This window comes from Paenibacillus sp. PK4536, assembly GCF_028594455.2.
GTDB classification, from domain to species: Bacteria; Bacillota; Bacilli; order Paenibacillales; family Paenibacillaceae; genus Saccharibacillus; species Saccharibacillus nuruki.
In genome coordinates this window covers 1,865,964-1,892,437 of the sequence record NZ_CP126313.1, presented here as the reverse complement: position 1 = coordinate 1,892,437, position 26,474 = coordinate 1,865,964, and the positions used below count along the sequence as shown (strand labels likewise).

The 26,474-nt window shown below is 38.1% G+C and carries 22 protein-coding genes and 1 pseudogene; 7 read left to right on the top strand and 16 right to left on the bottom strand.

What is annotated here, in order from left to right; genetic code table 11:
* Positions 1–26 precede the first annotated feature (26 nt).
* The 3 genes from preA to PO903_RS08605 are packed head-to-tail and all read left to right on the top strand — an operon-like array spanning position 27 to position 2,976.
* Positions 27–1,319: an NAD-dependent dihydropyrimidine dehydrogenase subunit PreA gene (gene preA / locus PO903_RS08615; RefSeq protein WP_069329377.1), complete on the top strand. Its 1,293-nt coding sequence runs from the start codon at positions 27–29 to the stop codon at positions 1,317–1,319.
* Positions 1,316–2,749: a dihydropyrimidinase gene (gene hydA / locus PO903_RS08610; protein ID WP_273593150.1), complete on the top strand. Its 1,434-nt coding sequence runs from the start codon at positions 1,316–1,318 to the stop codon at positions 2,747–2,749. Before preA ends, hydA begins: the two co-directional genes overlap by 4 nt.
* A complete protein-coding gene (locus tag PO903_RS08605) occupies positions 2,749–2,976 on the top strand; it encodes a hypothetical protein (protein WP_069329379.1) in 228 nt (75 codons plus the stop codon). The genes hydA and PO903_RS08605 overlap by 1 nt, the downstream gene beginning before the upstream one ends.
* A 149-nt stretch (positions 2,977–3,125) precedes the next feature.
* On the opposite strand, the gene PO903_RS08600 is transcribed toward PO903_RS08605, so the two are convergent.
* The 7 genes and pseudogenes from PO903_RS08600 to PO903_RS08570 form a co-directional block, all read right to left on the bottom strand.
* Positions 3,126–3,911, bottom strand: a complete 786-nt coding sequence (locus tag PO903_RS08600) for a lytic polysaccharide monooxygenase (protein ID WP_273593149.1) — start codon at positions 3,909–3,911, stop codon at positions 3,126–3,128.
* A gap of 60 nt (positions 3,912–3,971) precedes the next feature.
* Positions 3,972–4,175 (bottom strand): carbohydrate-binding protein, encoded by a 204-nt coding sequence (locus tag PO903_RS08595; protein WP_273594636.1) that lies wholly within the window; start codon positions 4,173–4,175, stop codon positions 3,972–3,974.
* Between the two features lie 6 nt (positions 4,176–4,181).
* Positions 4,182–5,186 (bottom strand): annotated as a pseudogene (locus PO903_RS08590) (chitinase); the annotation flags it as partial.
* 348 nt (positions 5,187–5,534) lie between these two features.
* Positions 5,535–6,374 (bottom strand): helix-turn-helix domain-containing protein, encoded by an 840-nt coding sequence (locus PO903_RS08585; protein ID WP_273593148.1) that lies wholly within the window; start codon positions 6,372–6,374, stop codon positions 5,535–5,537.
* A 194-nt stretch (positions 6,375–6,568) separates the two neighbouring features.
* A complete protein-coding gene (locus tag PO903_RS08580) occupies positions 6,569–6,937 on the bottom strand; it encodes a hypothetical protein (RefSeq protein ID WP_273593147.1) in 369 nt (122 codons plus the stop codon).
* Positions 6,938–7,159: 222 nt separating this feature from the next.
* Positions 7,160–8,332, bottom strand: coding sequence for a DNA glycosylase AlkZ-like family protein (locus PO903_RS08575; protein WP_273593146.1), 1,173 nt, complete (start codon positions 8,330–8,332; stop codon positions 7,160–7,162).
* Between the two features lie 28 nt (positions 8,333–8,360).
* Entirely contained in the window at positions 8,361–8,957 is a 597-nt protein-coding gene (locus PO903_RS08570) for a lysozyme inhibitor LprI family protein (protein WP_273593145.1), read from the bottom strand.
* A gap of 926 nt (positions 8,958–9,883) precedes the next feature.
* Here PO903_RS08570 and PO903_RS08565 point away from each other — a divergent pair.
* Positions 9,884–10,048: a hypothetical protein gene (locus tag PO903_RS08565; protein ID WP_273593144.1), complete on the top strand. Its 165-nt coding sequence runs from the start codon at positions 9,884–9,886 to the stop codon at positions 10,046–10,048.
* Positions 10,049–10,998: 950 nt separating this feature from the next.
* Here PO903_RS08565 and PO903_RS08560 read toward each other — a convergent pair.
* A complete protein-coding gene (locus PO903_RS08560) occupies positions 10,999–14,277 on the bottom strand; it encodes an Eco57I restriction-modification methylase domain-containing protein (RefSeq protein ID WP_273593143.1) in 3,279 nt (1,092 codons plus the stop codon).
* A gap of 643 nt (positions 14,278–14,920) precedes the next feature.
* Positions 14,921–16,459: a glutamine-hydrolyzing GMP synthase gene (guaA, locus tag PO903_RS08555; RefSeq protein ID WP_273593142.1), complete on the bottom strand. Its 1,539-nt coding sequence runs from the start codon at positions 16,457–16,459 to the stop codon at positions 14,921–14,923.
* Positions 16,460–16,728: 269 nt separating this feature from the next.
* Between guaA and PO903_RS08550 the strand changes: the two genes are divergently transcribed.
* Both PO903_RS08550 and PO903_RS08545 read left to right on the top strand, forming a co-directional pair.
* A complete protein-coding gene (locus PO903_RS08550) occupies positions 16,729–17,382 on the top strand; it encodes a DedA family protein (protein WP_204826634.1) in 654 nt (217 codons plus the stop codon).
* Between the two features lie 451 nt (positions 17,383–17,833).
* Positions 17,834–19,264 (top strand): stalk domain-containing protein, encoded by a 1,431-nt coding sequence (locus tag PO903_RS08545; RefSeq protein ID WP_273593141.1) that lies wholly within the window; start codon positions 17,834–17,836, stop codon positions 19,262–19,264.
* 104 nt (positions 19,265–19,368) lie between these two features.
* On the opposite strand, the gene PO903_RS08540 is transcribed toward PO903_RS08545, so the two are convergent.
* The 7 genes from PO903_RS08540 to PO903_RS08510 all read right to left on the bottom strand — a co-directional run bounded on the left by PO903_RS08540 (position 19,369) and on the right by PO903_RS08510 (position 25,087).
* Entirely contained in the window at positions 19,369–20,544 is a 1,176-nt protein-coding gene (locus PO903_RS08540) for a M20 metallopeptidase family protein (RefSeq protein ID WP_273593140.1), read from the bottom strand.
* Between the two features lie 150 nt (positions 20,545–20,694).
* The gene (locus PO903_RS08535) at positions 20,695–21,330 is read right to left on the bottom strand and encodes a DUF421 domain-containing protein (RefSeq protein WP_273593139.1); all 636 of its coding nucleotides are present in this window, start codon (positions 21,328–21,330) and stop codon (positions 20,695–20,697) included.
* A gap of 32 nt (positions 21,331–21,362) precedes the next feature.
* Entirely contained in the window at positions 21,363–21,809 is a 447-nt protein-coding gene (locus PO903_RS08530) for a DUF3290 domain-containing protein (RefSeq protein WP_273593138.1), read from the bottom strand.
* 151 nt (positions 21,810–21,960) lie between these two features.
* On the bottom strand, positions 21,961–22,419 hold the full coding sequence (gene bcp / locus PO903_RS08525; protein ID WP_069329391.1) for a thioredoxin-dependent thiol peroxidase: 459 nt from the start codon (positions 22,417–22,419) through the stop codon (positions 21,961–21,963).
* A gap of 62 nt (positions 22,420–22,481) precedes the next feature.
* Entirely contained in the window at positions 22,482–23,270 is a 789-nt protein-coding gene (locus tag PO903_RS08520) for an ABC transporter permease (RefSeq protein ID WP_069329392.1), read from the bottom strand.
* 4 nt (positions 23,271–23,274) lie between these two features.
* Positions 23,275–24,069 carry an ABC transporter permease gene (locus PO903_RS08515; protein WP_137225949.1) on the bottom strand — a complete coding sequence of 265 codons (795 nt, stop codon included), beginning with the start codon at positions 24,067–24,069 and terminating at the stop codon, positions 23,275–23,277.
* Positions 24,062–25,087 (bottom strand): ABC transporter ATP-binding protein, encoded by a 1,026-nt coding sequence (locus tag PO903_RS08510; RefSeq protein ID WP_069329394.1) that lies wholly within the window; start codon positions 25,085–25,087, stop codon positions 24,062–24,064. The genes PO903_RS08515 and PO903_RS08510 overlap by 8 nt, the downstream gene beginning before the upstream one ends.
* A 223-nt stretch (positions 25,088–25,310) precedes the next feature.
* On the opposite strand from PO903_RS08510, the gene PO903_RS08505 reads away from it, so the two are divergent.
* Positions 25,311–26,414 carry an LCP family protein gene (locus tag PO903_RS08505; protein ID WP_273593137.1) on the top strand — a complete coding sequence of 368 codons (1,104 nt, stop codon included), beginning with the start codon at positions 25,311–25,313 and terminating at the stop codon, positions 26,412–26,414.
* The last annotated feature ends 60 nt before the right edge of the window (positions 26,415–26,474 follow it).

The following is a 26,474-nucleotide window of genomic DNA, read 5'->3' as shown; positions in this document are numbered from 1 at the left end:
ATGATATGACTAGGAGGTTGTTGATTATGGCAGATTTGAGTATTGATCTTGCAGGTATTCGTTCCCCTAATCCGTTCTGGCTCGCTTCTGCACCACCTACGAATACAGGTTATCAAGTACAGCGTGCTTTTGAAGCAGGTTGGGGCGGAGCGGTCTGGAAAACGCTGGGTGATCCGATTATTAATACATCTGCCCGATTTGCAGCGATTAATTTCAACGGACAACGAGTCGCTGGATTTAACAATATTGAATTGATCTCTGACCGTCCATTAGATGTAAATCTTAAAGAAATCTATGAAACGAAAAAACGATTCCCCAATCATGCAGTTATTGCTTCTCTAATGGTTGAACCGACTCAATACAAATGGCATGAAATTGTAAAACGAGTGGAAGATGTAGGTGTCGATGGATTGGAATTGAACTTCGGTTGTCCGCATGGTATGGCTGAACGTGGTATGGGTGCAGCTTCTGGTCAACAACCCGATCTAGTCCAAGCACAGACCACATGGGCGAAAGAAGTAGCAACGACACCTGTAATTGTGAAATTAACTCCAAATATTACGGATATCACGGTGGTGGCTCGCCATGCTGTTAAAGGTGGTGCGGATGCGATTAGTCTGATCAATACGATCAATAGTCTCGCTGGTGTCGATATTCATAGTTGGAATACCATCCCTCATGTCGGTGGCAAAGGGGCACATGGTGGATATTGTGGCCCTGCGGTAAAGCCGATTGCCCTAAATATGTTAGCCGAATGTGCTCGAGATATGAATGTAGGTGTACCTATTTCAGGAATCGGCGGCATTTCTACATGGCAAGATGTAGTTGAATTTATGTTGATGGGAGCTACAGGAATTCAAGTCTGTACTGCCGCAATGCATCACGGTTTCCGAATTGTCGAAGAAATGATCGATGGTCTCAACAACTATTTAGATGATAAAGGACTTAGCTCGGTGACTGAATTGATTGGTCAAAGTGTATCCCGTTATTCCAATTGGGGTGATCTAGACCTTAATTATCAAGTCGTTGCTCGAATCAATGAAGAAAATTGTATTAACTGCAATAAGTGCCATATTGCTTGTGAAGACACTTCCCACCAATGTATTGATATGCTGACCAATGCCGAAGGAAAAAGTATTTTGCAAGTTCGCGAAGAAGATTGTGTAGGTTGTAATCTGTGTTCTATCGTCTGTCCTGTAGATGGTGCGATAGATATGATCGAAATACAAAACGGTATGGCGCCAATGAGCTGGAACGATCGTCAAAAAATGATCGGTTCGTTGAATGATTCGTATACCGGAGCTGAGGTGATTGGATGAAAAAGATTATTCGAAATGGAACGATTGTAACGGCAGCAGATACGTATGTCGCCGATCTATTAATCGAACATGGGATCATCACCAGTATCGGGCTTCATTTGGAAGCAGAAGATGCTGAAATAATTGATGCGAGTGGTTGCTATGTATTCCCTGGAGGTATTGATCCCCATACTCATCTTGATATGCCTTTTGGTGGAACCGTTACGGCTGATGATTTTGAGTCTGGCACCAAAGCAGCTGCATTCGGCGGTACAACGACAGTGATTGATTTCTGCTTAACGACTAAAGGTAATACCTTGCAAAGCGCTGTCGATACATGGCATAAGAAATCACGAGACAAAGCTGTCATTGATTATAGCTTTCATCTGATGGTCTCAGAAATTAATGATATCGTATTGGATGAATTACCTCAGATTATTGAAAAAGAAGGCATTACCTCATTTAAAGTATTTATGGCGTACAAAAATACATTTCAAGCCGATGATGGTACATTATTTAGAACATTGCAAACAGCGAAGCGTGAAGGCGCACTTGTGATGGTACATGCTGAAAATGGTGATGTGATCGAATACTTAGTCGAACAAGCACTAGCCGCTGGACAGACAGAACCTATCTATCATGCGCTTACCCGTCCTCCTGAATTAGAAGGTGAAGCTACCGGACGTGCTGCTTACCTTACCGGTCTAACGGATTCGCAATTATACGTGGTGCATGTGACTTGTGCGGAAGCTGTCTACAAAATTGAAGAAGCCCGCCGTAAAGGTCTACGTGTGTATGGAGAAACATGTCCTCAATATTTACTATTGGATCAGAGCGATTTGGAAAAACCGAATTTTGAAGGAGCTAAATATGTATGGTCTCCTCCTCTACGTGAGAAATGGAATCAAGAAGTGTTGTGGAATGCTCTCTGGAATGGAAGTTTACAAACGATTGGTTCCGATCAATGCTCGTTTAATTTTAAAGGGCAAAAAGATCTGGGACTTGATGACTTCTCCAAAATACCGAATGGTGGCCCGATGATCGAAGACCGATTCAGTGTTCTTTATTCTGAAGGAGTTGCTAAAGGACGAATCTCACTTAACAAATTTGTCGATATTATTGCTACAGCCAGCTCACGTCTATTTGGACTTTTTCCGCAGAAAGGAACACTTGCGATTGGTAGTGATGCTGATATTGTGATCTTCGATCCAACTGTCAAACGGATGATCTCAGCGCAAACACATCATATGAATGTCGATTATAATGCTTTTGAAGGAATAGAGATTACAGGTGAACCAGTATCTGTACTGAGTCGAGGAGAATTTGTGATTCGAGATAAACAGTTTGTCGGTACACCGGGAACCGGTCAGTATTTGCATCGTAATCGGTTTGAAGTTCCTACAACCCTGTTATCTTCTACAACTGAACAAGTAAGTGGAGGGATACGATAATGTCTGCTTTCGCTGATTTTGAAAAAGAAAAGCTGGCGATCGATCAATGGCTAGATAATGGATATAAGGTTATCGCTATTCAGGAAAGTCTGGAAGGCGCATGTGTCAAATTCAGTAAAGACCCTTCTCGTGCTAAGCATGATGATCTTCATCTCATTACTGCTGATGCTCGTAAATATCTAACGACTCGCTTACTAATGAATGGACAACTCGCTCGTTCGGTGTAACCTCTCCTCTTTACGCATAGATATCCTCCTATTCAAAAAGCCCATCTATACCGAACCAGTACCTCTTACTGGATTCGATCAGATGGGCTTTGAGCCATGTTGTCATTTCAAAAAGTAGATTGGCTTAGAAGTGAATGGAAAATATGAATTTACTGCAATCCAGCAAGCAATTCCCAGACATCTGAATGACCTGGCATTTCCCCGCTTGTCCACCATTTCGCACGATACGTTTTGCCATCATAGCTGACAGTATCTCCACCAACATAAATCATAGAAGGGCTCCAAGCGTTAGCAGAAGGTTGTCCTGGATCAGTAGGAGTCGTCGGTGTTGTTCCTCCAGTACCTTGTCCCGTAATATTCACATCGATCACCTGATAAAAAGCATTGGCGGTATCGCTAATATCCCATACGCCCAAGATGACATGGTAGCCACTGCGGTCTGACGGAATATTAATTGTATGACTCACATTCGCAGCCGGCTTGGCTCCATTGTCATTAATCACAGCAATTTCTTGCAATGTACTACGCTTCAGTGGTTCATTTGGATTCCAACCTTGCTTGGTGATGTAATACTTCCAACTGGCTGTTGCATGTTGAGCTGTTAATTTCCATTGAACTTTGAGTGCACCTGTTTTGATATCTGTTTTGTGCCAGCGGGTAGATGTCTGCTCATCTAGCGGTGCAAATCCTGCTACACCGCCGCTTGCAATATGCCCATCTGTCGGTCCTGCTGATGGATAGCCTTTGAGTGCTTCAATACTTTGCGGTTCATACTGAGCACTTCCCACATTGGTATTGAGTCCGAGTGCATTCGATCCTTTGTAAGCACGACTAGCAGGCTGTTCGATATAACCATGTGCCCAAATGGTACTGCTCATTAACAAAGCACATGTACTAATAGCCACAGTCGCTGTCATCGCCTTTTTCCAATTCATTTATAGACCTCCCAAGTGTTCCAAATCTATACGGTATAAATGATATGATCGAAGAATCTATTACAGTTGTTGCCATACATCTGCTTGTCCAGGTGTCTCGCCTGTAGTCCACCATTTGGCACGATACGTTTTGCCGTTGTAGCTTACAGTATCTCCACCGACATATACGGCAGATGCTGTCCAAACTTTGGCTGTTGGTTGATCAGGATTGGTTGGTGTGGTCGGTGTCGTTGGATCGGTTGGTGCAGTACCGTTATAGATCAAGTTGTAGTACGCATTGGAAAAAGCTTTGTTATAAGGTGTTCCTGCACTATTGCTACCCAGATCCCAGTTTACTGACCATGTCATTACACCTTTGAGCGATTGACCTTGTGATTGTAATTTGGAAAATACGTTATACACTACTGTTGGATCTTTGACTGTTCCATTGCCCCCTGCATCTGGATTAGCAGGTAAGCCTAGCACTAATTTATTGGCTGGAATCTGTAGCAATCCTCTTGTGCCATGAATAAATGAATCTGCCATATAGTAAAGGAAATTATATTTGTCTGCATCTGAATTTTGAGCTAACCACTTGCTCACTTCGTCGACCCAGATGCCATCGCCTGCCTGATTGTACAATTGAGGCGCTATAAAATCATAGTAGCCTGCCAGACTGGTTAAGTACGGTTCGTAAGCTCCACCTGGTTTCAAGTATGGAAATTCAGGAGCCATACTAATCAGAAAGTTCTGACCTTGCGCTTTGTAATGATTTTTGACGATCTTAAGCGCGGCTGGAATAACCGTTGTGTTACTACCTGCTTTGATCGAATTTTGCTCCAGATCGATATCTAATCCATCAAATCCATATACATCAACCAGACGAATAATCTCATTGGCAAAAGCTTGCTCTTGTCCTGCACTGAGTTGTACATGAGCATCTGCTCCACCTAACGAAAGAATAACAGCTGTTCCTCTTGCATTTAACGTAGCGACTTGTTGACGAAATTCAGCATCGGTTCCTCGATCTGGCTTAAATGTAGGAATACCATTTCCAGTCATAAAAGCAACCGTAACCACATTGTAGGCTGTTGGAGATTCACTTAAAGCCATCGTACGTGAAGTCCCACCTGCATAACCGTCTTTGGCAGAAGATGTCCAATTTTGCCAGTAGCCTACCATAACTTTTTTGCCACTAATACTTGGCATCGTGGAAGCACTATCTGCGGCTTGAGTGGTCGGCATCGATGTAGCCAGTAACGAACAACTCATCACTCCTGCTAATACCCATTTCATTAATTTGCCTTTTTGAATGATATTCATCATATACACTCCTTCAAATAGTAGAATAAGATATTGCCTGATACCCTTACGATTTTCCCGACAGCATGCTACATGACAATGAACAACATAGGTTTTCCCATTTTCCAATAAATCCCTTTTTCAAGGTATAACTGAATTATACTGCTTAGATTGTGAAAAACTTATGTATATCCGCATAATCTAAGGCAAATTGTAGTAAAGGGCTATTCTCTCGCTTTTGATCATTAGAATAGTCAACAAATAAGATCAAAAAAACAAAAAAACCTTCTCCATATGGAAAAGGTGAACAGTGTCAAAAATGGATATATCGTGCAATACCTTTTAATATACGCCAAATAGTTCTTGCAACAACTGAGACTTGGCATAACACTGCTGTGCTTTGAACTGTTGTCCAATCTGCTCATAACTGTAGCCACATTCATAATACAGTTGATCCAAATAATAACCGATCTGATGATTAGCACAATAACGAATACCCTGAGTGGCATATTCAATCGCTGTCCGATAATCTTGCGTGTCTGAATAAGCTTTGGACAAATAATAAAAGATCGGCGTAAATTGATCATTTCCCTCACGATATATATGCAGGGCACGCAGGCATTTATGTAACCAACCGATACATGCTCGATAATCCCCGTCCATTCCATAAGCAATGGCTAGTGCTTGAATCACTTCAATCTCATACAAAGCTGGAATCCGTTCGCAATGATAAGTTAATTTCAAAGCTAACTGAATCATCGGAAAACCGCGATCAACAGCGCCTAGATGTACATGGGCATTGCCTTTCTGATACAGTACAAACTGCTGATCCATCAATGAATGTCGACATATCTCTTCGACCTGATGATCTTCGATATATTGTAACAGCTCCAGATACATATGCTTTTTCTGCAAATATTTAATGTTTTTACGAATATTCTGAATCTCATTAATCTGCTGTTCGTTCATATCGAAAAAGATACGAATATCCAGACTAAATTTATGAGCAATCTGAAATAAAATCTCAGCCGATACCGATTCGACTCCTTTTTCAATACGGCTGATCTGTGATTGATTACAAATGCCTAAAGCCAATTGTTGCTGTGTTAATCCACGTTGCTGTCGAATCTCTCGAATCCGTTGTCCGATCCAGCGGTAATCCAGTACAGTCTGGGTAACCAATGCACACTACCTCCTGAATACTTCTGTTATACGTCTATCATAAAGATAGAATTACTCTAGTATCAGGTGTAGAAATACGCATATCGAGAGAATTTCTTAGCATCTATCAGAAAATCAGATGATTTCTACTATCTCGGATAAATTGCTATTGATTCTGTTGAATAGAAACATACTTACCTAGTATTCTACAGACTCTACGGATAATCTAATGTCCCTTTTACGACAACATGTTTGCCTTTGCGATCTTCGAATACTTTGACATGCACCCGTGTACCTTCTTGAAATTTGGGAAGATTCATCGTATACACTGTTGTTTTGACAGTGGCTTGAAAAGGAAGCGCTGTTGGTCGCTCAATCTTCAGCACAAGAATAATCTCAGGTTGTCCACTGGTATACTGCCCTGTAGGAGTAGTAGAAATAATCGTTGCTCGGGCAGAGTACCCTTCTAGTATCGTCTGTTCTGCGATACTTTTCTTATTTAACATTTTTGGTAACACAATAGCAATCACTGCAAAAAAGATCAGTAATCCGATACAACTTAATATCAGTGTAAATGGCTCCAATAGTCTAATCTCCTTTGGCTGATGATAGTATTGTCCCGTTATTTATTGCGCTTAGTGTATGTATACTCACTATTCTTGTACATTGCTTATATCTTATCATGTTCTAGGAGTCACTACTAAGATTAGCAAAAGCTTCATATCATATTCGAGTCTATATTTTAATCCACAACAAAAGAGCTACCTTATTGAGACATGAGGTAGCTCTGTGACGCTCTATTCTTTTCAAGACAAGTGTGAATACTTCAGATACGTAGTCTCTTGCATAGAAACGATCTGTTCTGCTTCGACAAATACGCATAACTGTTGCAAAATCAATTCAATCGTTGACTCATGCTCAGTTGCTTGAGCAGAATCAAACAGCGTTAACTTTTGCACCTGTAATTCTCGGCGCTGGCGATCATTTTTGAGATCAACCACACCCACGATCTGTTCTCCAATCAAAATGGGCATTGCAAAGTAACCGTATGTCCGTTGTTCTTTGGGCATATAACTTTCCAGCTTATAGTCGACGTCAAATAACTTCAACAATCGTGACCGATCACGGATCATATTATCAAAAGGAGATAATAATGTCGCTGCGGTACCTTTTATATTTTCTAATGTGGTCAGTAAAGGAATATCCTGTGTACGTATAAAATGTTCTTCAGCAAATTCTTCAACCTGTATACGTTGAATATGTCCTTGCTCTAGCTGTTGCTTGATATACTGGTTAACGGCTGTTTTGTTGAGATTAAAGCAAGCTTTCAATTCTTTCAGTGTAGCGATTCCTAGATTCTCAAACGTTAACTCCATTAAATACGTATTCAATGTTGGTTCATGTTCAACTATTCGATGGTCTTCAATATCCTGGTCAGTGCGTGTATATAATTTATTGAAATGGTGATCTCGACTGACTTTGACTAAGCCTGCACGCCACAACTGATCCAGTGCTCGCCTTGCCGGTGTCATACTCCATGTCGCTCCACTTGATGGATGATTATGTTCAATATCACGCGAACGCAATGGCTGATTAAATTGCACTTGCTTATAAATATCCAAAATTAAATCCAACTTGGGTTCGTTCATGATCTTCATATGATGGTGTGCAAAATAATGATGCAAATGTTCATACGAAGATGCTGGCAACAAACACAAAGCAAACAAATACACTTCAAAGATCGACTGCTCCTCATACAACTCCAACAACCATTCCCGCTTATACCGATGATCTCTCGACCAGAAAAACAAATCCTGACTACGAGATAAGACATTCATCGTATCGAGCTGAACATAACCGAGTCGATTGAGTGTATTCAGCACTCCGTTTGCATTTTGGTAGTGATTGAGGTGAGGTTGTAGCAGTCCTTGTTGGTGCAGTTGCAGACGCTTCATCTGTGCTATGGTCGTTGTCAGCATGGAATCCTCCTGTTATTGATTGTATAGGTTATTGATACACAAATTGCAGTTGGTGATCATTGAGTTCGTAAACATATTCCATTAGTTGAATCGTTCTTTCGCGTGTTCTAGACAATTGGGTGCTGACTGCGCTAACTTGCCCTTGAGAACCAAAATGGGCATTTTTCAAAAATGTATCTTCTACAAATTCAGACTCTTTGGTATCATACGTTTTCCAGCCTGCTTGAGATTGCTGTAATAAAGCATACTGAGATGCAGATAACTTGGATTTCAGTTGTTGCATGGTGTTATTCAATTCCACATTCCATAATTTCAAATACTTCGCTTCAAGTGCAACCCAACCCGTGGTCGAGAACTGGGTAGAGTTCTGAAATTTATTATACTCTTTATGATACGCCTGATCTAATGGATTGTTATGAATAAGAGTATTAAATGTATCTTCCGGGTCCATCTGATAATCGCCGTAATATTGGTTATCTTCTTTAGAGTCTGTAGTCTCTGAAGCCGTTACTGTAGTACTTGTGCTTGGGTTAGATTGGCCAGCAGTTGTTGTAGCTTGTGGATTAGATTGACTACAAGCTGTTAATAGTACACCTGTTAAAAGTAAAGTTGTTATAAGTTTCATCGTATTCTCTCCTTGTATTGAGCTTAGTGGAATTACATTTCGATTCAAGCCTAATCACTATATGTACGAGCAAATAGTTGGCTTTGGTATAGACGTTCTAATTATTTTCGTTGTTATCATTCTACGTAAACATCTTCGCACATGTGGAACAAGTTCATTGGGAACAGTAAGCAAGCCTCCTTTATGTATGAATATCACAGAATCAGATATAACTGCGATGATGGCAAAGCTAATCCGATCTAATCTTTGCCTCTTATGATGTTCACCAAAATCATGTAGTTCATCTTATCATGGTCACAAGTTCAAAAGGTAAAAATGATATGAATATCAACTAAAATTCTGTTATTTTTTGTCTCTTTTTTTAATTTTTATAATAAAATAGAGATATAATTATAGAGGTGATTATATTGATATTAGCTAATGAACTTTTAGAAAAATATGAATATAAAGAGCCGATTATAGCTAGTATGATGGATACAAGAAAATGGGGGATTGAAAAGGAGAGTTTTCATCGTAGTATTTGGTTGAAAAAATGAACTTGAGCGTTACGAAGATGGTATTTACTATTTTACAAAATGGAACACTTTATTAAATCAAAAAAATAAGTGAACGTACTGTTATAGAACGGAAATATATAAAGTCACAAAATGAAGTCCACGGCTATTTATCTGGACTAGCATTTGCTAATCAAATCAAAATTACGACTCAAGTTCCTAAAAATCTAGAAATTGTAACAGAAAAGAATGCCAGTAAAAAACGAGAGATTTCTCTACGCTCTTATACGTTAATTTTGAAAAAACCACGTGTAGATATTAGGGAGAAAAATTATGTAATTGATTTGAAATTATCTAAGATAGAAATTAAGCAGGTCATTTTAGCATACCCTAGTAAAATAGCTAAAAGATTAATGGAGACGGAGATATACGATGTTCTTTTATAAAGATAAAGAAGCGTTCAAAAAATTAGTTATTGTACCTAGTGAAGCTTTAAATCTACCTGAGTCTATTGTTAAAAAAGACTATTATATATCTCTCTTATTAAAAGCAATCAGTGAACAGATTCCAGAAATTATATTTAAAGGTGTTAGATGATGTACTTCTATAAAATCTTTCCCTAAATCTCCATACGTTTTTTCGAAATTAAACCATATACTATACAATCTAAACTGTGAATTTCAATTGCTCTTTTCTATTTTTAGGATTACGTTCATACGTATTAACGAGATAAATCTTTTGGGAACCTTCAACTCTATTCTCATTTTCTATCTCTAAAGCTTTAATATCATTCGTCGTAATCTCTAATAAATTTTCTGATCTTTTATATAATTTTAAAAGACGAACGATATCTTGGTACTCTATTCTTTTATGTTCCAAAATGTCTACTACTTTATCTAAAGATTGGTTCTCAAAACATCCACGGCATTCAGCTTTTATTCCTAGATAATACAAAATACTAGCTGAATCTCTTCCATGCAAAAATCAAAGGAGGTAAATTATTATAATTATTTGTATTTTCATCATAATAATTTAATTTTGTAAGTCGATCCTTTGCTATTTCCAACTCTTCTACAGTAAATAAAGGTTCAAATGCTTTTTTCAATATTAATGCTTCTACTATTAAATCTAATCAATTTAAATTTACTAATTCTACAAATCCATCAGATAATTTATTAATTTTGATTAGTTTTTAGACCCCTTCGTTTGCAACCATTTATCTAAATTTAGATGGTCTATATCCAATTGCTTTAGAACCGTCATAAATTTTCAACATTGCTTTATTAGAATCATTTGTCAGTTTTCTCACCTCTATTTTTATTGGAATTTATTTCAATTTAAAAAAATTCCTTGTTATATTAGGGATAGTTATAGTAAATCTAACTCTTTTATAATTATTAACTACGTTTATTCATTTGAATTTCTATCGTACTAAATCTATATCCATGTTACCTATAACGAAGAATGCTTCATGGAATAATGAATTTTTCCTCACTAATAAAATAAGAGATACTCAAAAAACTTGAGTATCTCTTATTTTATACAAATTAGGATAGAATTTCTAAATATATTTCATCAATCATTTTAAGCATTTTTTCACTCACTGGTTCTTTCTGTTGATGAGCTCTCTTTGAAATTTCTGATAATTTTATATGATTATCATTTGCAGAATCATATTGAGGAATTTTAAACCTAGGACGGATAGGAAAAGATCTAGAATCTGAAGAATTCAACATGTATTCTTCAACAATCGAACTATTTATTATTGAGCAGATATAGTGTGCTTCATCATTTGTAATATACGATCCATCTTTATTTTGACTTATAGTCACAGCATGATTTTGGAAAATTGGCCTCTTCCACTCATCCCACGGGGTTTTAACTTGAGTTATAACACAAGCGCCCCATTTGCTATTATCTCTGAAAGCAACATAATTTTCTGCAAAGGTATAAGCGCCAACTCGAGCAAGCGAATAATAAGGAATGTTATTTCCATTTATAAGTTTATTACTATATTCATTTTGGGACTCAAATATTTCTTTATTTTTTTGGAAATAATTTGCCGTATTAGGCGCTTTTCTTCTAAGTTCTTTTAAAGGCATTGCTACTTGTGTGCTATAACTTGAGTCATAAGCAAATGGAACTAATAAGTCACTCTCTGGAGTTTGGAATTTTTTTATAGAAACGCCTTTAATCAAAGGTACTAACATTGACTTTTCAAAAAAATGATGTTTTTCTGGCATTTTAAATTTAGACCGAGAATTTTGGATATTTTTCACAGTCACATGAGTACTATTTGATGGCATAGAATTATCCACTTGAAAAATCATTAATTCTTGTGGATATACTTCAATTCCTTCACGTCCTTTATATTCACTCGTACCTGCAATTTTTGTTAAACTATCTATATTTTCGCGTTGTTTAATATACGTAAAGTAGGTACTATTATCAGTAGATTGATACAAATATCCTTCTTCTTTACTAAAAGTACTATCAAAATCAATCAAATCTATTTGAGAAGTCATACTTGGTTTCTTCACAAAAGATGTAAGCTTAATACCTTCCTTATAATTAACTTCTGTAAAATTCATAAAGTAAGTATAGAACTTTTGTTGAACTGGAGCAAATGGATGACCTGCTCTCGTCCAATTAAATATTTCTGAAAAGTACATTCGACGCTTATCAGGCAACAATAAATCTCTAAAACCTTCATATGATTTTTGATACATTAATGTATCTGGCATCAATAAAGCTAATATTCCTTTGCTTGACAGCCAATTTGTTGCAACAACATTCGTAATTAAAGCACAAATATTTAAATTAATTCCACCAGTCATCCCATCACCAGAAAAGAGTGTATCTGTAATGTGTAGAGCCTTTATTTTATCACGATATCCAGAAGGTAAACTCTTCCAATCTACCCATGGTGGGTTACCAACAATCACATCAAATTTTCCAATACTTGCGGTCGTAATATAATTTGTTATTATTCTAGCCCAAATACCATTCCACTGATTTCTTTCCATTTCAACTAATTTACTTGATAACAACTCAATATTTTGTTTCACCTCTTCAACAAGTTCATTATTTGGTATTAATGCAATCAATTTCTTTTGTACTGTTTCTTCGTCTAAGTTTTTTATATCTATCTCAATACTTGTCATTGTTTTTGAAAACCTTTTTAAATCATAAGTTATCGATTGAGGAAGAATAATATTAATATCTGAAATTTGAGTGGATATTTCATATTTAAAACAAGGTACTCCACCTATTTCTTTAATTTCTGGAACATATGCAGAATCTCCAGAGTATACAGGAATTTCAATACCCTCAGATAAAATATCATTTGATAAAAGATTAGATATATTTAAGAAATAATTAACTCTAGCAGTTAAAACAGTAACTGGATTAATATCTATTCCAACAATGGATTGTAAAACCTCGCTCAATCTTTCTTTGTCAGATAAGCCAGGTAAATTATCTAATTTTCTTTTGATCAATACTGTTAAAAAAGTCCCTGAGCCACAAGTCGGATCCAGTCCTCTCCATGTAAGCAGATTGTAACCAGATAATTTAGATATACTCTCATCAACTACCTTTTCAGCTAACCAATGCGGCGTGTAATACTCACCCAAAGCGTGTCTTACTTCTTTTGGTACCATCCCCATATAAAGTTCTTTGAAAAAATCATGTGATTGATTCTCAATATGAAATAAATCAGAATGAACATATCTTACCAGTACCCTAAGAATATTATTTATTTTTTGAGATATTTCTACAGTCCATTCTTCTTCAGCTACATACCAAGAAAAAAAATCTCCCTCAAGTAAATTCAAAATTCCATATTCTCGAAAAATTGCACCATCCTCTAAATCAAAAAAAGTTGTTCTTAAATGACTTGAGCTTAAATTTCTAAGATCATCAAAGTCCAACATTCCTTCTTGGAAACTAATATTGCTAATGACTTTAAAAGCTATCATTTTGATACAAATTGCATACGAAGTCTGTAACGCAAATAAAGCCAAATATTCCTCATCAGCATTAATAATCATTTTAGAGAAATATTCTGATATTGCATTTCTCCGTTTAATAATGGCTTCTTGCTGCGACTCATCATCATGAGAAAGTTTAAATAATTCTTTCCATTCTTCAAAAAGCATTTGAGTTTTTTTTGTCATATTATTTTGTAGTACATAGAATAATTCAATACTAAGTTGCTTACTCAAAGGAGCAGCACCATCAATTGATAATGCAAGATCTCGTTTTAAATTTCCTGCTGATAATTCCACTTTATTCACACCAATAAATGATTTCACAAATAAATCAACTAATTTTCCATCAAAGTTATCTAGCCCTTGACGATTGCTTTTACCATCTGCATAAACTATAAATTCTCCCCTTAATCCATCAGTCACAAGCGCAATTGACTTAACTTCACTGAATTCATTAAAACCAGACATATAGGATTCAGCTTGTCTTACCGCATTAGTAACTTGATTTTTATTTGAAAAATTTCTCTTATGCTTAAATTCCACAATTAAATTTCCGATGCTTGTATCGGCTCTACCTTTAGTTCTATGATAACGTGTCGAAACAGATTTTTCCTTTTCTGGAATATAATAAAAACCTAGATGTGAGAATAGATCATGAAATAAAGAGCGAAACTGATAATCAAATTCTGATTCAATCTCAGCTTCATTAGTTGCTTTATTACCTCTTGCTAAAATTTCATTAGCAACCTGATTAATTCTTTCTTTGTACTTATTCGAAACAAGAATTGTATCTAGCTCTTTTCTACGAATTTCATTAAATTGTTCTTCAGACATTTGCTATCCTCCTACATAATTTACAGTTTGAAAATTCAATGTTTAAAATCATCCTATTGGTTTCTTTAGACTGGTATCTCTTTAATTATTAAAAGTATTGTATATAAAGTTATATAGTAAAAAATTTTAATACTATTGGGATTCCTCTTTTTTGAGTCTTTTATCTTATCTAATTTCGCTTGATCAATAACCCAGTTTATTTTGATTTCTTTTATCTCTTTATCACATTTAAAAACTTATTTATTTTTATTGAATTTCTTATAATTTATTACTCTTAGATTTTAATAAAATTAAGATAAAATTTTTAATACAGTTTAAAACTTCAATTGACGTTCTTTTAAAAAATTCTTTTTATTCCATGAAATTCTTGAATCATTTTTTCACTAACTAAATACTTAATTGTATTTTATACTGCTTCTCCTATTTTAATCATTAGTTATAGTATATCAGACTAGTATACTTTCGTAATTTAAGTTTAAGAAAACTCATATTATATCTTAAACATGGAAAACCCCACCTAGAAAATTCATGGTGGGATTAACAATAAAAAATAAAATGATTTCATATTTAGTTTTTTTAATCAATGCAGAATATTCAACATACTAATATAATTAGCATAAATACTTATGTTAACTATTATTAACTACTCCCACTCAATCGTAGCTGGTGGTTTGGACGTAATATCGTACACAATACGGTTTACATTATCGACTTCATTGACAATACGTACCGAAATCTTTTCTAACACATCCCACGGGATACGTGCCCAGTCGGCGGTCATGCCGTCGATCGACGTTACAGCGCGAATACCTACCGTGTACGAGTACGTACGAGCATCGCCCATGACGCCTACGCTCTTCATGTTAGGAAGGGCTGTGAAGTACTGCCAAATTTCGCTTTCAAGACCGGCTTTAGCGATCTCTTCACGTAAGATATAATCGGAATCGCGAACGATTTGCAATTTATCTTCAGTCACTTCGCCCAAGACACGAATCGCTAGACCCGGACCCGGGAAAGGTTGACGCCATACGATGGCAGCTGGCAATCCACATTGTTCGCCGACTTTACGTACTTCGTCTTTGAATAGAGCTTTGAGTGGCTCTACCAATTCAAAGTGCATATCTTCTGGCAATCCACCTACGTTATGGTGAGATTTGATCGTTTGTGCTGTTGCTGTACCACTTTCTACAATATCGGTATAAAGTGTACCTTGTGCTAGATACGCGAAGTCGCCCAATTTGCGGGATTCTTCATCAAAGCAATAAATAAATTCGTTACCGATGATTTTACGTTTTTGCTCTGGATCGTCAACGCCTACTAATTTAGACAAGAAACGCTCTTGTGCATCAATTTTGACGACTTTCATATCGAACTTACCAACGAAAGTATCCATAACACTTTCTGCTTCACCTTTACGCAATAGACCGTGGTCGATAAACATACATGTTAATTGTGGACCGATCGCTTTGTGTAAAAGAATCGCAACTACTGAAGAATCGACACCGCCACTAAGTGCACACAGTACATTTTTGTCGCCGACTTGCGTACGAATCTCTTCGATCGTGTCTTCGATAAACGTCTCCATGCTCCATTCGCCAGAACATTTACAAATTTCATATAAGAAATTACGGATCATTTCGTTACCGAACACCGAATGACGTACTTCTGGATGGAACTGTACAGCATACAATTGGCGCTCTGCATTACTCATCGCTGCAATCGGTGCAGATTCTGTACTTGCATCCAATACGAACCCTTCTGGCAATCCGACTACATGGTCACCATGACTCATCCATACCGTGTGACTGGATTCCATACCTTTATTCAACTCACAATGAGCCATAAAGTCTACATCTGACTTACCGTACTCACGCTTCGCAGAACGTTCTACTTTACCGGACAATTGTTGAGCCATTAATTGCATACCGTAGCAAATACCGAAGATCGGCACATTCAGATCATAGATTGCTGGATCGACATGCGGTGCATTTTCTGCATATACGCTAGAAGGTCCACCGGAGAAAATGATCCCTTTCGGTGACAATTCACGAATCTTTTCGACCGGGGTATTAAAAGGCATTAATTCACTATACACCCCTAGATCACGGATACGTCTTGCGATCAACTGGTTGTACTGTCCCCCAAAATCGAGCACTACAATTATTTCACTTGGACTATTCATTCACGAGCCTCCCATATTTCAATGAGTCTAATTATACCTATGTGCAAAAGCCACCGTCAAGGCTTCTCACCTTACTATAGCAATTAAAAGCAGGGTTTCTTCCCGTCTATCTCAAGATTGCGTTTACATTTTAGGAATAACCTTATTTCTTTTAAAATACACCTATTAATAGACTTTGTACTTTCCGATAGATTATGATGTAATAGATTGTTTTATTTTAGGATTAATAGTCAAATATAGAGAAATTATAGTATTCCGGAGGACAGCACATGCAATTGATACATTATATAGAATCTCTTTTTACTCATCATGGTTATCTGGTGCTATTTCTAGGGTTGTTGCTTGAATTTATCGCTCTTCCTTTCCCCGGTGAAACAACGATGGGATATGCTGGTTATTTATCTTATATGGGTCGTCTTAATATGGCGTTATTATTACTGTGCGCGTTTGCAGGTACAACAATCGGTATGACGATCACTTATTTTATCGGTCGAAAAGCAGGGCTTCCGTTCTTGCGGAAATACGGAAAATGGCTGTTGTTGCCAGAGTCCAAGCTGGATAAAGCACAACTCTGGTTTGGTAAATATGGATATACGCTTGTATTCTTTGGCTATTTTATACCGGGGGTACGTCATTTCACCGGTTACTTCTCTGGTGTCATGAACTTTAAGTTCTGGCGGTTTGCTGCTTACTCGTATAGCGGAGCATTGATCTGGGTAGGTGTTTTTCTAGCACTGGGTCGAATTTTTGGTCCACAATGGACGATGGTCTTTCACTGGATTCATGAATATTCATTTGAAGCGATTGCGATTATTGTGGTATTGATCTTATTCTTTATTATTGTGAAGTTCCGTAGACGGTTAGGTATCGCACTTGTGAATCGTTTTGGGAAAAAGAAACCCAATGATTCCACGGAGGAATAGAACAAAGTATAAAAACAGCGAAGAACGTGGCAGTGGATGCTACGTTCTTCGCTGTTTTTAGTTATTTTATACTGAATGCGGCACTATTAGAGGATATGCTCATACTTATATTTGTACTTTTGGCAGCTTGCATAGGTGCTTTGGATACACCATCCAAAGTAATGTTAATTACGGATACGTTTACCTTGCATAAATATTTTATATTTGGATTTTTCATAGCAATTGTAGTAGCGCGTATCTTATAAAAATTGATATTGTAATTCTGTTCCATTTTGCACCATTATAAATACTAATTTTGGTGGTAAAGTATTTTCATAGGCTTCAAGTTAAAAGATTGAAGATTTGCTTTATATTTTTAATAAGATTTTGTGACTGAGAAGTGAATATATTTTATTTATAAAATATACTATTTATGTAATAAAAACCATATGTAATCAGGAGGCTCATTATCATGAAAGTAAGTAAATATGCTATACCGCTCTTTGTTTGTCTATGTTTAAGTATGTGTATGCCTTTTCATACCACATCAGCCAAAGACAATGCAACACACGCACTAGAATCTATCAGCTACATACAAACTTCATTAGGCACTTCCTACGCTATTGACAAAGACGGTACTACATGGACATGGGGTGTAGGGCGAAATTCGGGAACAGGCGATAATTATGTTCATGTTTCTCCACTTTCTTTTACTGCACCGACTGCATCTTTCAAAATGTTTGCTCCCGGTACGGACGTTTATACAAGTGCGGTGACCAAAGAGGGGTTAGTTTATACCTGGGGAGTTGATGATCCAAGTGGACAAAAAACATCCAGCCCGGTACAAGTACAAGGTCTGAAGGATATCGCTATTACAGCTACAGGTACACATCACTTTCTCGCCCTGGATAACAATGGACAAGTATGGGGATGGGGTGATAATACAGAAGGACAATTGGATAAGTCCAAAGTAAATACTACACCTTTTTATAATACACCTGTACGTCTGTCCGGTTTGGATCAAGTAACGTCTATTAATGCCAGTGATAATTATTCGATTGCCTTAAAAAAAGATGGAACGCTCTGGGGATGGGGATCTGTTAGTAGTCCTTCGATATCGCCGACGTTGCTGATCGGCGGAAAACAAATTGTATCTGCGACTATGAGCTATGGAAAAGTTATCGCTGTCAACAAAGATGGAAAAGTACTGTATTGGGATCTTACTTCTGGTATGCATGCTCCCAAAACCTATACATTGAAACTACCAGTCACTTCGACAGATAATGGTTCAGCGGGTGTAATCTATGCGATTACAACTAATGGTTCGGTCTGGGAAATAGATCGTCAAAGCAATCCACCGGTTATCACACAGGTAAAAGGATTACAAAAAATTGTACAGATCTCTTCAGGTAATAGCTTTACACTGGCTCTTGATCAGAACGGTACTGTACACAGCTGGGGCATTAATTCCACAGGGCAGCTCGGTATCGGTAGTCCATTCGCTTCAGATGGTACTCCCACACCTGTTATTGTACAAAAGCCTATCACTGTACAACTGAATAATACTGAGCTTCGGATACCCAATTTGCCATTCTTAAAACAAAATGCTGTCTATGTACCCGTACGCGGACTGTTCGAGAAAATGAATGCGACGGTTGTATGGGATAAAAAAAATAAAAACGATGTATCTATTACAAGCGGCACCACCAGTATTCGTCTGACTAAAGGAAAAAATATGGCTATTGTAAATGGAAAAAGTGTACCCTTATCTTCTCCACCGCAGTATGCTAATGAAAGTATTTTTATTCCGTTGCGCTTTATTTCAGAGACGATTGGCGCTCATGTCAATTGGGATAGCACAAATTATACTGTCAGCATTGATACCAGTGCTGACCATCATTAATATACATTAGATCATGAAACGGTAAAATAAAAAGAACCTGTCGATAGATTAACTCAATCGACAGGTTCTTTTTTATACACTTTTCTCTAACAGATTCTATCTACTTATAACAATTTATCTGCGGCAATGCCTAAAAAGACTTTAGCTCCATTCAAAAGCGCACGTTCATCAATATCGAATCGTGGATGGTGATGAGGGAATGCAGTATCTTCCGTTTCATTTTTCGAGCCGACAAAGAAGAAGTTACCCGGACGCTCTTGCAAATAATAAGCAAAATCTTCTGCACCCATCGCTGGTGGTAACATAAGAAATGCTTCTTCGCCCATCGTATCAACGACTACTTTTTGTACATGTTCTGTTTGCTCCGGTGTATTCACGACCGTTGGATACCCGTGAATATAATTAATCGTATAGGTGGCATGACTGGCTAAAGTAATACCGTGTACTAAATCACGAATATCCTGCTCGATTTTGGTGCGAATCTCTGGATCAAATGCACGCACCGTACCTTCGATTTTGGCTTTATCCGCAATAACGTTAAATGCTTGTCCTGCTTGAAATACGCCTACTGTAACAACAGCCGATTGCATAGGGCTGATATGACGGGATACAATCGTCTGCAAAGCACCGACTAACTGGCTACCAATAACGATGGAATCGACTGACAAATCTGGCTGTGCTCCATGTCCACCTTTACCTTGAATCGTAATCGAAAAGGAATCTGCCGATGCCATCGCAGGACCTGAAGCTGTTCCGATTTTGCCTAGTGGAAGAGCACTGGCTAAATGCGCGCCATAGACTTCATCGACTCCGTCTAGTGCTCCATCTTCGACCATCGCTTTGGCTCCACCTGGAAGTAATTCTTCAGCATGTTGGAAAATAAAACGAATCTTGCCTTTCAAATGTGCTTGTTGATCGCTAAGTACACTGGCTACGCCAAGTAGTGTCGCTGTATGCCCATCATGTCCGCAAGCATGCATGACGCCATCATTTTGCGAACGATATTCAACTGTATTTTCTTCATGGATAGGCAATGCGTCAAAGTCTGCGCGGAAAGCAATCGTTGGACCCGCTTGTCCGCCTTGCAGATCAGCAATCAGTCCGCCTTCGCCTACACCTGTACGTACTTCATAACCGAATCCTTTAAGTGTATCTGCAATAAATTGTGATGTTTTGACTTCTTGAAATGATAATTCAGGAAACTGGTGCATATGTCTGCGCCAAGCGACCATTTGATCAAATTGTGCTTCTATTGCTTGTATCCATTGTTGTTTTACCATAACTGTAAGCCTCCTATATAGTGTGAATCCACCTCTAAATATTCCATTATTTAGAAAAAACCAATGACTCCAAACTAACATAGCTCACTCTTTATGTCAAATTTATCATATAAATTATTGATATTATAAAGGCTATTCAAGACCTCATTTTTACTTTTTGTACGCATGTAGACGGAGTTCGCCTGAAACATATTCGCCTAAATAAATCTCTGAGATCTGATGATGTGTTTCTTCTTGGACTCGCTTTTCTAGCCATTTGATATCTTTATGAATCAGATCGAGTACATCTTGATTCACTTGTCCATCGACAATGATAGGATAGCGTATATTTTCATCTCCATACTGAATGACTGTTAATTGTCCATTTTGTTCTAAAATGGCTCGTTTTATATTTTGAATTTCGTAGATGCCCATAGCGCGTAGCTTAAACATTAATTCATTAGCCGATATTCCACAGCGTAGACATTCTCCCACTTCTACTTCACCATTGACGACGAGATTGATCGGCTTGCCATCGACAATACGCTTAATGTACGGATTGTGCTGTTTGAGGAATTTGATCATAAAGACAAGCAATGTCCAGATCATCAATACTAGAAAAAATTGCAATGGCTTCACAGCTTCATTATAGATTACACCACCTATAATTCCCCCGAGCACATAATTCTGTACTTGATCAATCGCAGATGTGGGCGCCAGATTGCCTTTGCCCATTAGATTAATCTGTAACACCAGACAAAGAATACCCAGTGCTAATTTGATAATAACCGGATAATATGCTTCCATAAATTGTGTCCTTTCTGTCGAGTGCAGTCTGTTTATTTGTCGTTCACATGAATATCTGGATTGACCAGATATACCGTTTCTAAAGTATAAGCACTCATATCATTATTAAAATGAGCACTATAGTATTGAGTAGGTGTTTTGATAATCACTTCATCTACCAGTGTCGTCGAATTCACACTGATCTTCGTCTCATCCAGTTGTTGATCTTTGGCGAGTTGATGGACAAATTGCACCATCTGCGAGTATTTCGAATACGTACTTTGATCTTGGGTATAATCTGAATACTGTACGCCAATCATAAACACAATGACCAATAGCAAAATAATACTCAAATCACGGTATTTGGTCTCGATTCGTTTACGCATATATAATGAAAACAATACAAGCAATAAGATCAAAGCAACGAAAATAAATATATATTTGAGATATACATTAAACGTCGATTGATTCTCCAAATAAGCAATCGTATAGAAATCCATAGACAAACATCCTCTCTTTTTTGACGTGTACTCTCACTTGTCTGTAGCAACGTAAGCGCAATCTTAGAAATAAAAAAAGCAACGTCTTTGGAAGGACGTTGCTTTGAAATAACTATCATAGATCATCATTAACTTGTAGAGGTAGAGCGACTTATAAAGCAGCAAATACGTCTTCCGTATGCCCTTTAACTTTCACTTTGCTCCATGCTTTGATCAATATACCTTCTTCATCAATTAGAAACGTAGAACGCACAATACCTTCGTATTCTTTGCCATACATTTTCTTTAATTGCCATACGCCAAATGCTTCAGCTACTGCATGATCAGGATCAGACAATAAAGGAAAAGAAAGTTCATACTTTTGTGCAAATTTATCATGTGACTTGACTGGATCAGGGCTAATCCCGAGAACGACCGCACCTTTTTGTTCATAAGCCGCTGCACTATCACGGAAATCACAAGCTTCTTGTGTACAGCCTGGCGTGCTATCTTTAGGGTAAAAGTATAACACGACCTTTTTGCCACGATAATTGCTTAACGAGATTTCTTGACCTCCTGATGCTTCTAGTGTAAATTCAGGCACAGGTTGTCCTACTTGTAGTTCACTCATTGTATAGCCTCCTTTGAAATATCGCTGGTAGTGATCATACACTGCTTCAGATCAGGTTAGACTTATGATCCTGCTCCGCGATAACGCTTGATCCCACCATTCCAGAATAACAATCCTAATGTGAAAAAGACAATCCCCATCACAGGTGTAATCCATGCCATACGAATCATTTCAGGTCGATCCAAAAACAGTGCGGCTGGATAGATACCCACAAATGCAAATGGTAATATCCATGTTAGCAAAATTTGAATAATACGATTGTAGATCGTGATTGGGTAACGTCCATAAGTCTGAATATTGTACATCAACGGAATAATGCCTGTTGGCGAATCCGAGTAAAATGAGATCGAAGTCAGAATCGTATAGATACCTGTATAGATCAGTGTCGAACCCAGTACCATAACAATCAGTGCAGGGATATGCCACCATAACAATTCAATCCCAAGTTGACCTCCACTCCAGAACATAATAATCACACCGATGAACGAACCGATTAATGAAGGTGGATCGAGGTTTTCTAAAAAAATCTGAAATAGATTATGTGCAGGACGGGTCAAAATGCGATCCATTTCTCCTTTGACAATATAACGATCGCCAAAGTTCCATAGATTCACAAAGCAACTATATAGCCCGTAAGGGATCATAAAGTATCCATACACAAATACCACTTCAGCTTCTGTAAATCCACCTAACGTATCGGTATGCGCAAATACAACGAAAATAAAGATTAAGTTCGTCGCTTGAAACAGCAGATCCGAGATCACTTCTACCCAAAAATCTGCACGATACGTTAAGCGTGTCTTCGCATAATTCAGAAAATATTCCCATACCAGTCCAAGATAATATTTCATCTGCTTAGCCCCCCTGTACGAACAGCCGCACACGAGCAGCACGCCATATAAAATAGATAGGAATCAATAATAGAACAAACCAAGCCACTTGAATCCCTAACACTTCCAAAATACCTGTTCCTTTGACACGACCTGTAAATACCGAACCCGGCAAATACGTAATCGCTTGAAAAGGAAGAAAATTCATAATGGAGACTAACCATCCCGGGAAAAAGCTAATCGGAATCAATAGCCCGGAAAATAGATCGACGACAATCCGCTTCATTCGCATCATCCCTTCGTTATTTTCAACAAAAAAGGCAAGCATTCCGATAATAATATTAATCTGCGAGTTAATCAGAAAACTGAAAAATAACATTATCAGAAAACCTATCCAAGAGGTGATGCTTGTCGGCAATTGAACAGGGAATAATAGTAACGCAATCAACATCCCTGGAATCATAAATAGTAAGAACCGGAACAACCCTTCTCCGAATCCTTGCATCATTTTGACCATTAAATAGTTGTATGGACGGATAAACTGAATCGCAATCGTACCGTCTCGAATCTCGGTCGCAATCTCCCGATCTAGATTGTTAAAATAAAACGAACGTGCCATCCAAGAAACAGCAACATAGGTCGTCATCTGCGCCGCTGTAAAGCCTGCAATCTGTTCTTTACCCCCGTAGATAGCTTGCCATGTAAAATAATACACACCAATATTGAGCGTATACACGAGAATACCCGAGTAATAATTAACTCGATACGCTAACATCGTCAAAAAGCGGATACGAATAAAATCCCAATACAGACTAGACATGAATCTTAACCTCCGGCTTTTCTGCTGAACCGGAACTGTAGATCTGACGTACAATTTCATCGGTACTGGTCTCTGAAATCTGGATATCCAGAATCTCGACCTGGCTGAGCACTGCTGTTAGCACATCAGACACGGCTGTATCTGCGGTTACTAAAGCTGTTGCTACCAGTTCACCTTCTTGTGTCCATTGTACCGGTAGGCTGGCTGTCCATGCCTGTAGCTGAGAAGCTGTAACGGCTTTGCCGAACTGGAAGCGTACTTCTTTCCCTTTGCCCCAGCGAGTCTTCAGATCATCTAAGCCACCATCATAGATAACATTCCCTGCATCTAGCATAATTACGCGCGAGCAGAGTGCTTCGATATCTTGCAGATCATGAGTCGTTAGCAGAATCGTTGTGCCTTGCGTACGATTGAGGTCTTTCAAAAATTCACGAATTTCGGATTTGACCACGATATCCAACCCGATTGTTGGTTCATCCAAAAAAATAATCGACGGATTGTGTAACAATGCTGCAACTAATTCACAACGCATCCGCTGACCCAGACTTAACTTACGCACTGGACGGCTTAATAAGTCTTGTAATTGTAGACGTTCCACCAGCTCATCCAAGCGTTTTTTGTAATCTGCTTCAGATACCTGATATACTTTACGAAGCAATTGGAACGATTCGATAACTCCTATATCCCACCACAACTGACTTCTCTGTCCAAAAACAACACCGATCCCCTGTACGAACTTTTCCCGCTCCTGATAAGGCACATACCCGTTGACCTTGATCTGTCCGGATGTAGGAACAAGAATACCGGTCAGCATTTTGATGGTGGTTGATTTGCCAGCACCATTTTCCCCGATATACCCACAGATTTCTCCTTGTGGTATTGAAAAGGTAATATCGTTCACCGCAGCGACTTCATTATACTGTCGTGCGAATAAGTCTTTCAGTGCTCCGGTTAATCCTCCGCGGCTCTTCTGAATCTGAAAGGTTTTGCGTAAATCTTGTACTTCGATCGCCTGCATGAGTATCTCCTTTATGCTTGATTGATGTTCATGTTAGATATGCGCTAAATTTGGCGTCATTTATAACAATCTTGTCAATTCGCTGTAATTGATTGTTGCCTAAAAAAAAATTATAATGTACGGGTGTCATGAAGAGCAATCAAAAGTGATAAACAATTTTTCAAATTGGCATTAAGATTCTGTAAACATAGTATAGACCTCACCCTCGAAAGGAAGAAAGAACATGAATGTAAAGACAAAGCGAACGCTGCTTTGGACCGTAGCAATTATTGTAGTTGCGGTTATAGGCTATGCGATTTATTATTTCACAGCAGTATTTAACCAAATTGATGGCTTGCAAAAAACAGGCGCTGCTTCACCTTTCAAAAATGTACAACCTACCAATGTCGCTGCGACTCAACCTCCAGTATGGGAAGGAACCGAACCGGTCAATATTCTGTTAATGGGTGTCGATTCTCGTAGTGCAGATGATGGTGAGATTCCACGTTCAGACACAATGCTTGTCGCTTCACTCGATCCTGTCAAAAAAACAATTCATTTATTCTCGATCTTGCGTGATACGTATATTCCGATCTCTGGTTATGGTGAGAATCGGATCAATAGTGCGATTACCCATGGACCGAATACAGCTATGAAGACCGTTAGTGACTTGCTTGGTATTCCGATCCAATATTATGTCTACACAGACTTCCAGGGCTTTATCAAACTGGTTGACGCTGTAGGTGGTATCGATTTTGATGTTGAAAAAGATATGCATTATACCAGTGCCGCAGATAAGCATGAATATGATATTGATCTCAAAGCAGGCATGCAACATTTAGATGGCAAAACAGCTCTTCAATATGTACGTTTCCGTCATGATGCCATGTCCGACTTTTCTCGTACCGAAAGACAACGTGCTTTCTTAACCGCTGTTGGCGAGAAAATGAAATCCACTACTTCGATTATGAATTTACCAACGATCTTAGAACAGGTGAATCCGTATATCGATACCAACTTGAGTACCGATGATCTCTGGAAACTAGCTTCGGTCGCTTATGATAGTAAAATGAACGGTAGTGACCAACTGCCTCCAGATGATCTATTAGCGGAGAAAAAAGTAGGCGGCGCGGATGTGATCGGCATTAAGAGTAGCGAAGAATTACAAAAATATGTACAAGATGCACTGAACAAATCAACAGTTGAACCGACTCCTGTATCTACAGGCTCTACGAAAAGTACAACAGGTACAGACAGTTCTTCCAGCTCAAGTGCTAATCCAGAACGTACAGGTAGTTCCTCTTCTTCAAGTTCAACCTCGAATAGCTCAAGCTCTTCGGTGCAGTAAGCTATTAAGATAATCACTCAACATTCTGTAGCAACAATGGTAAAATAAAAGTAGCGCAGT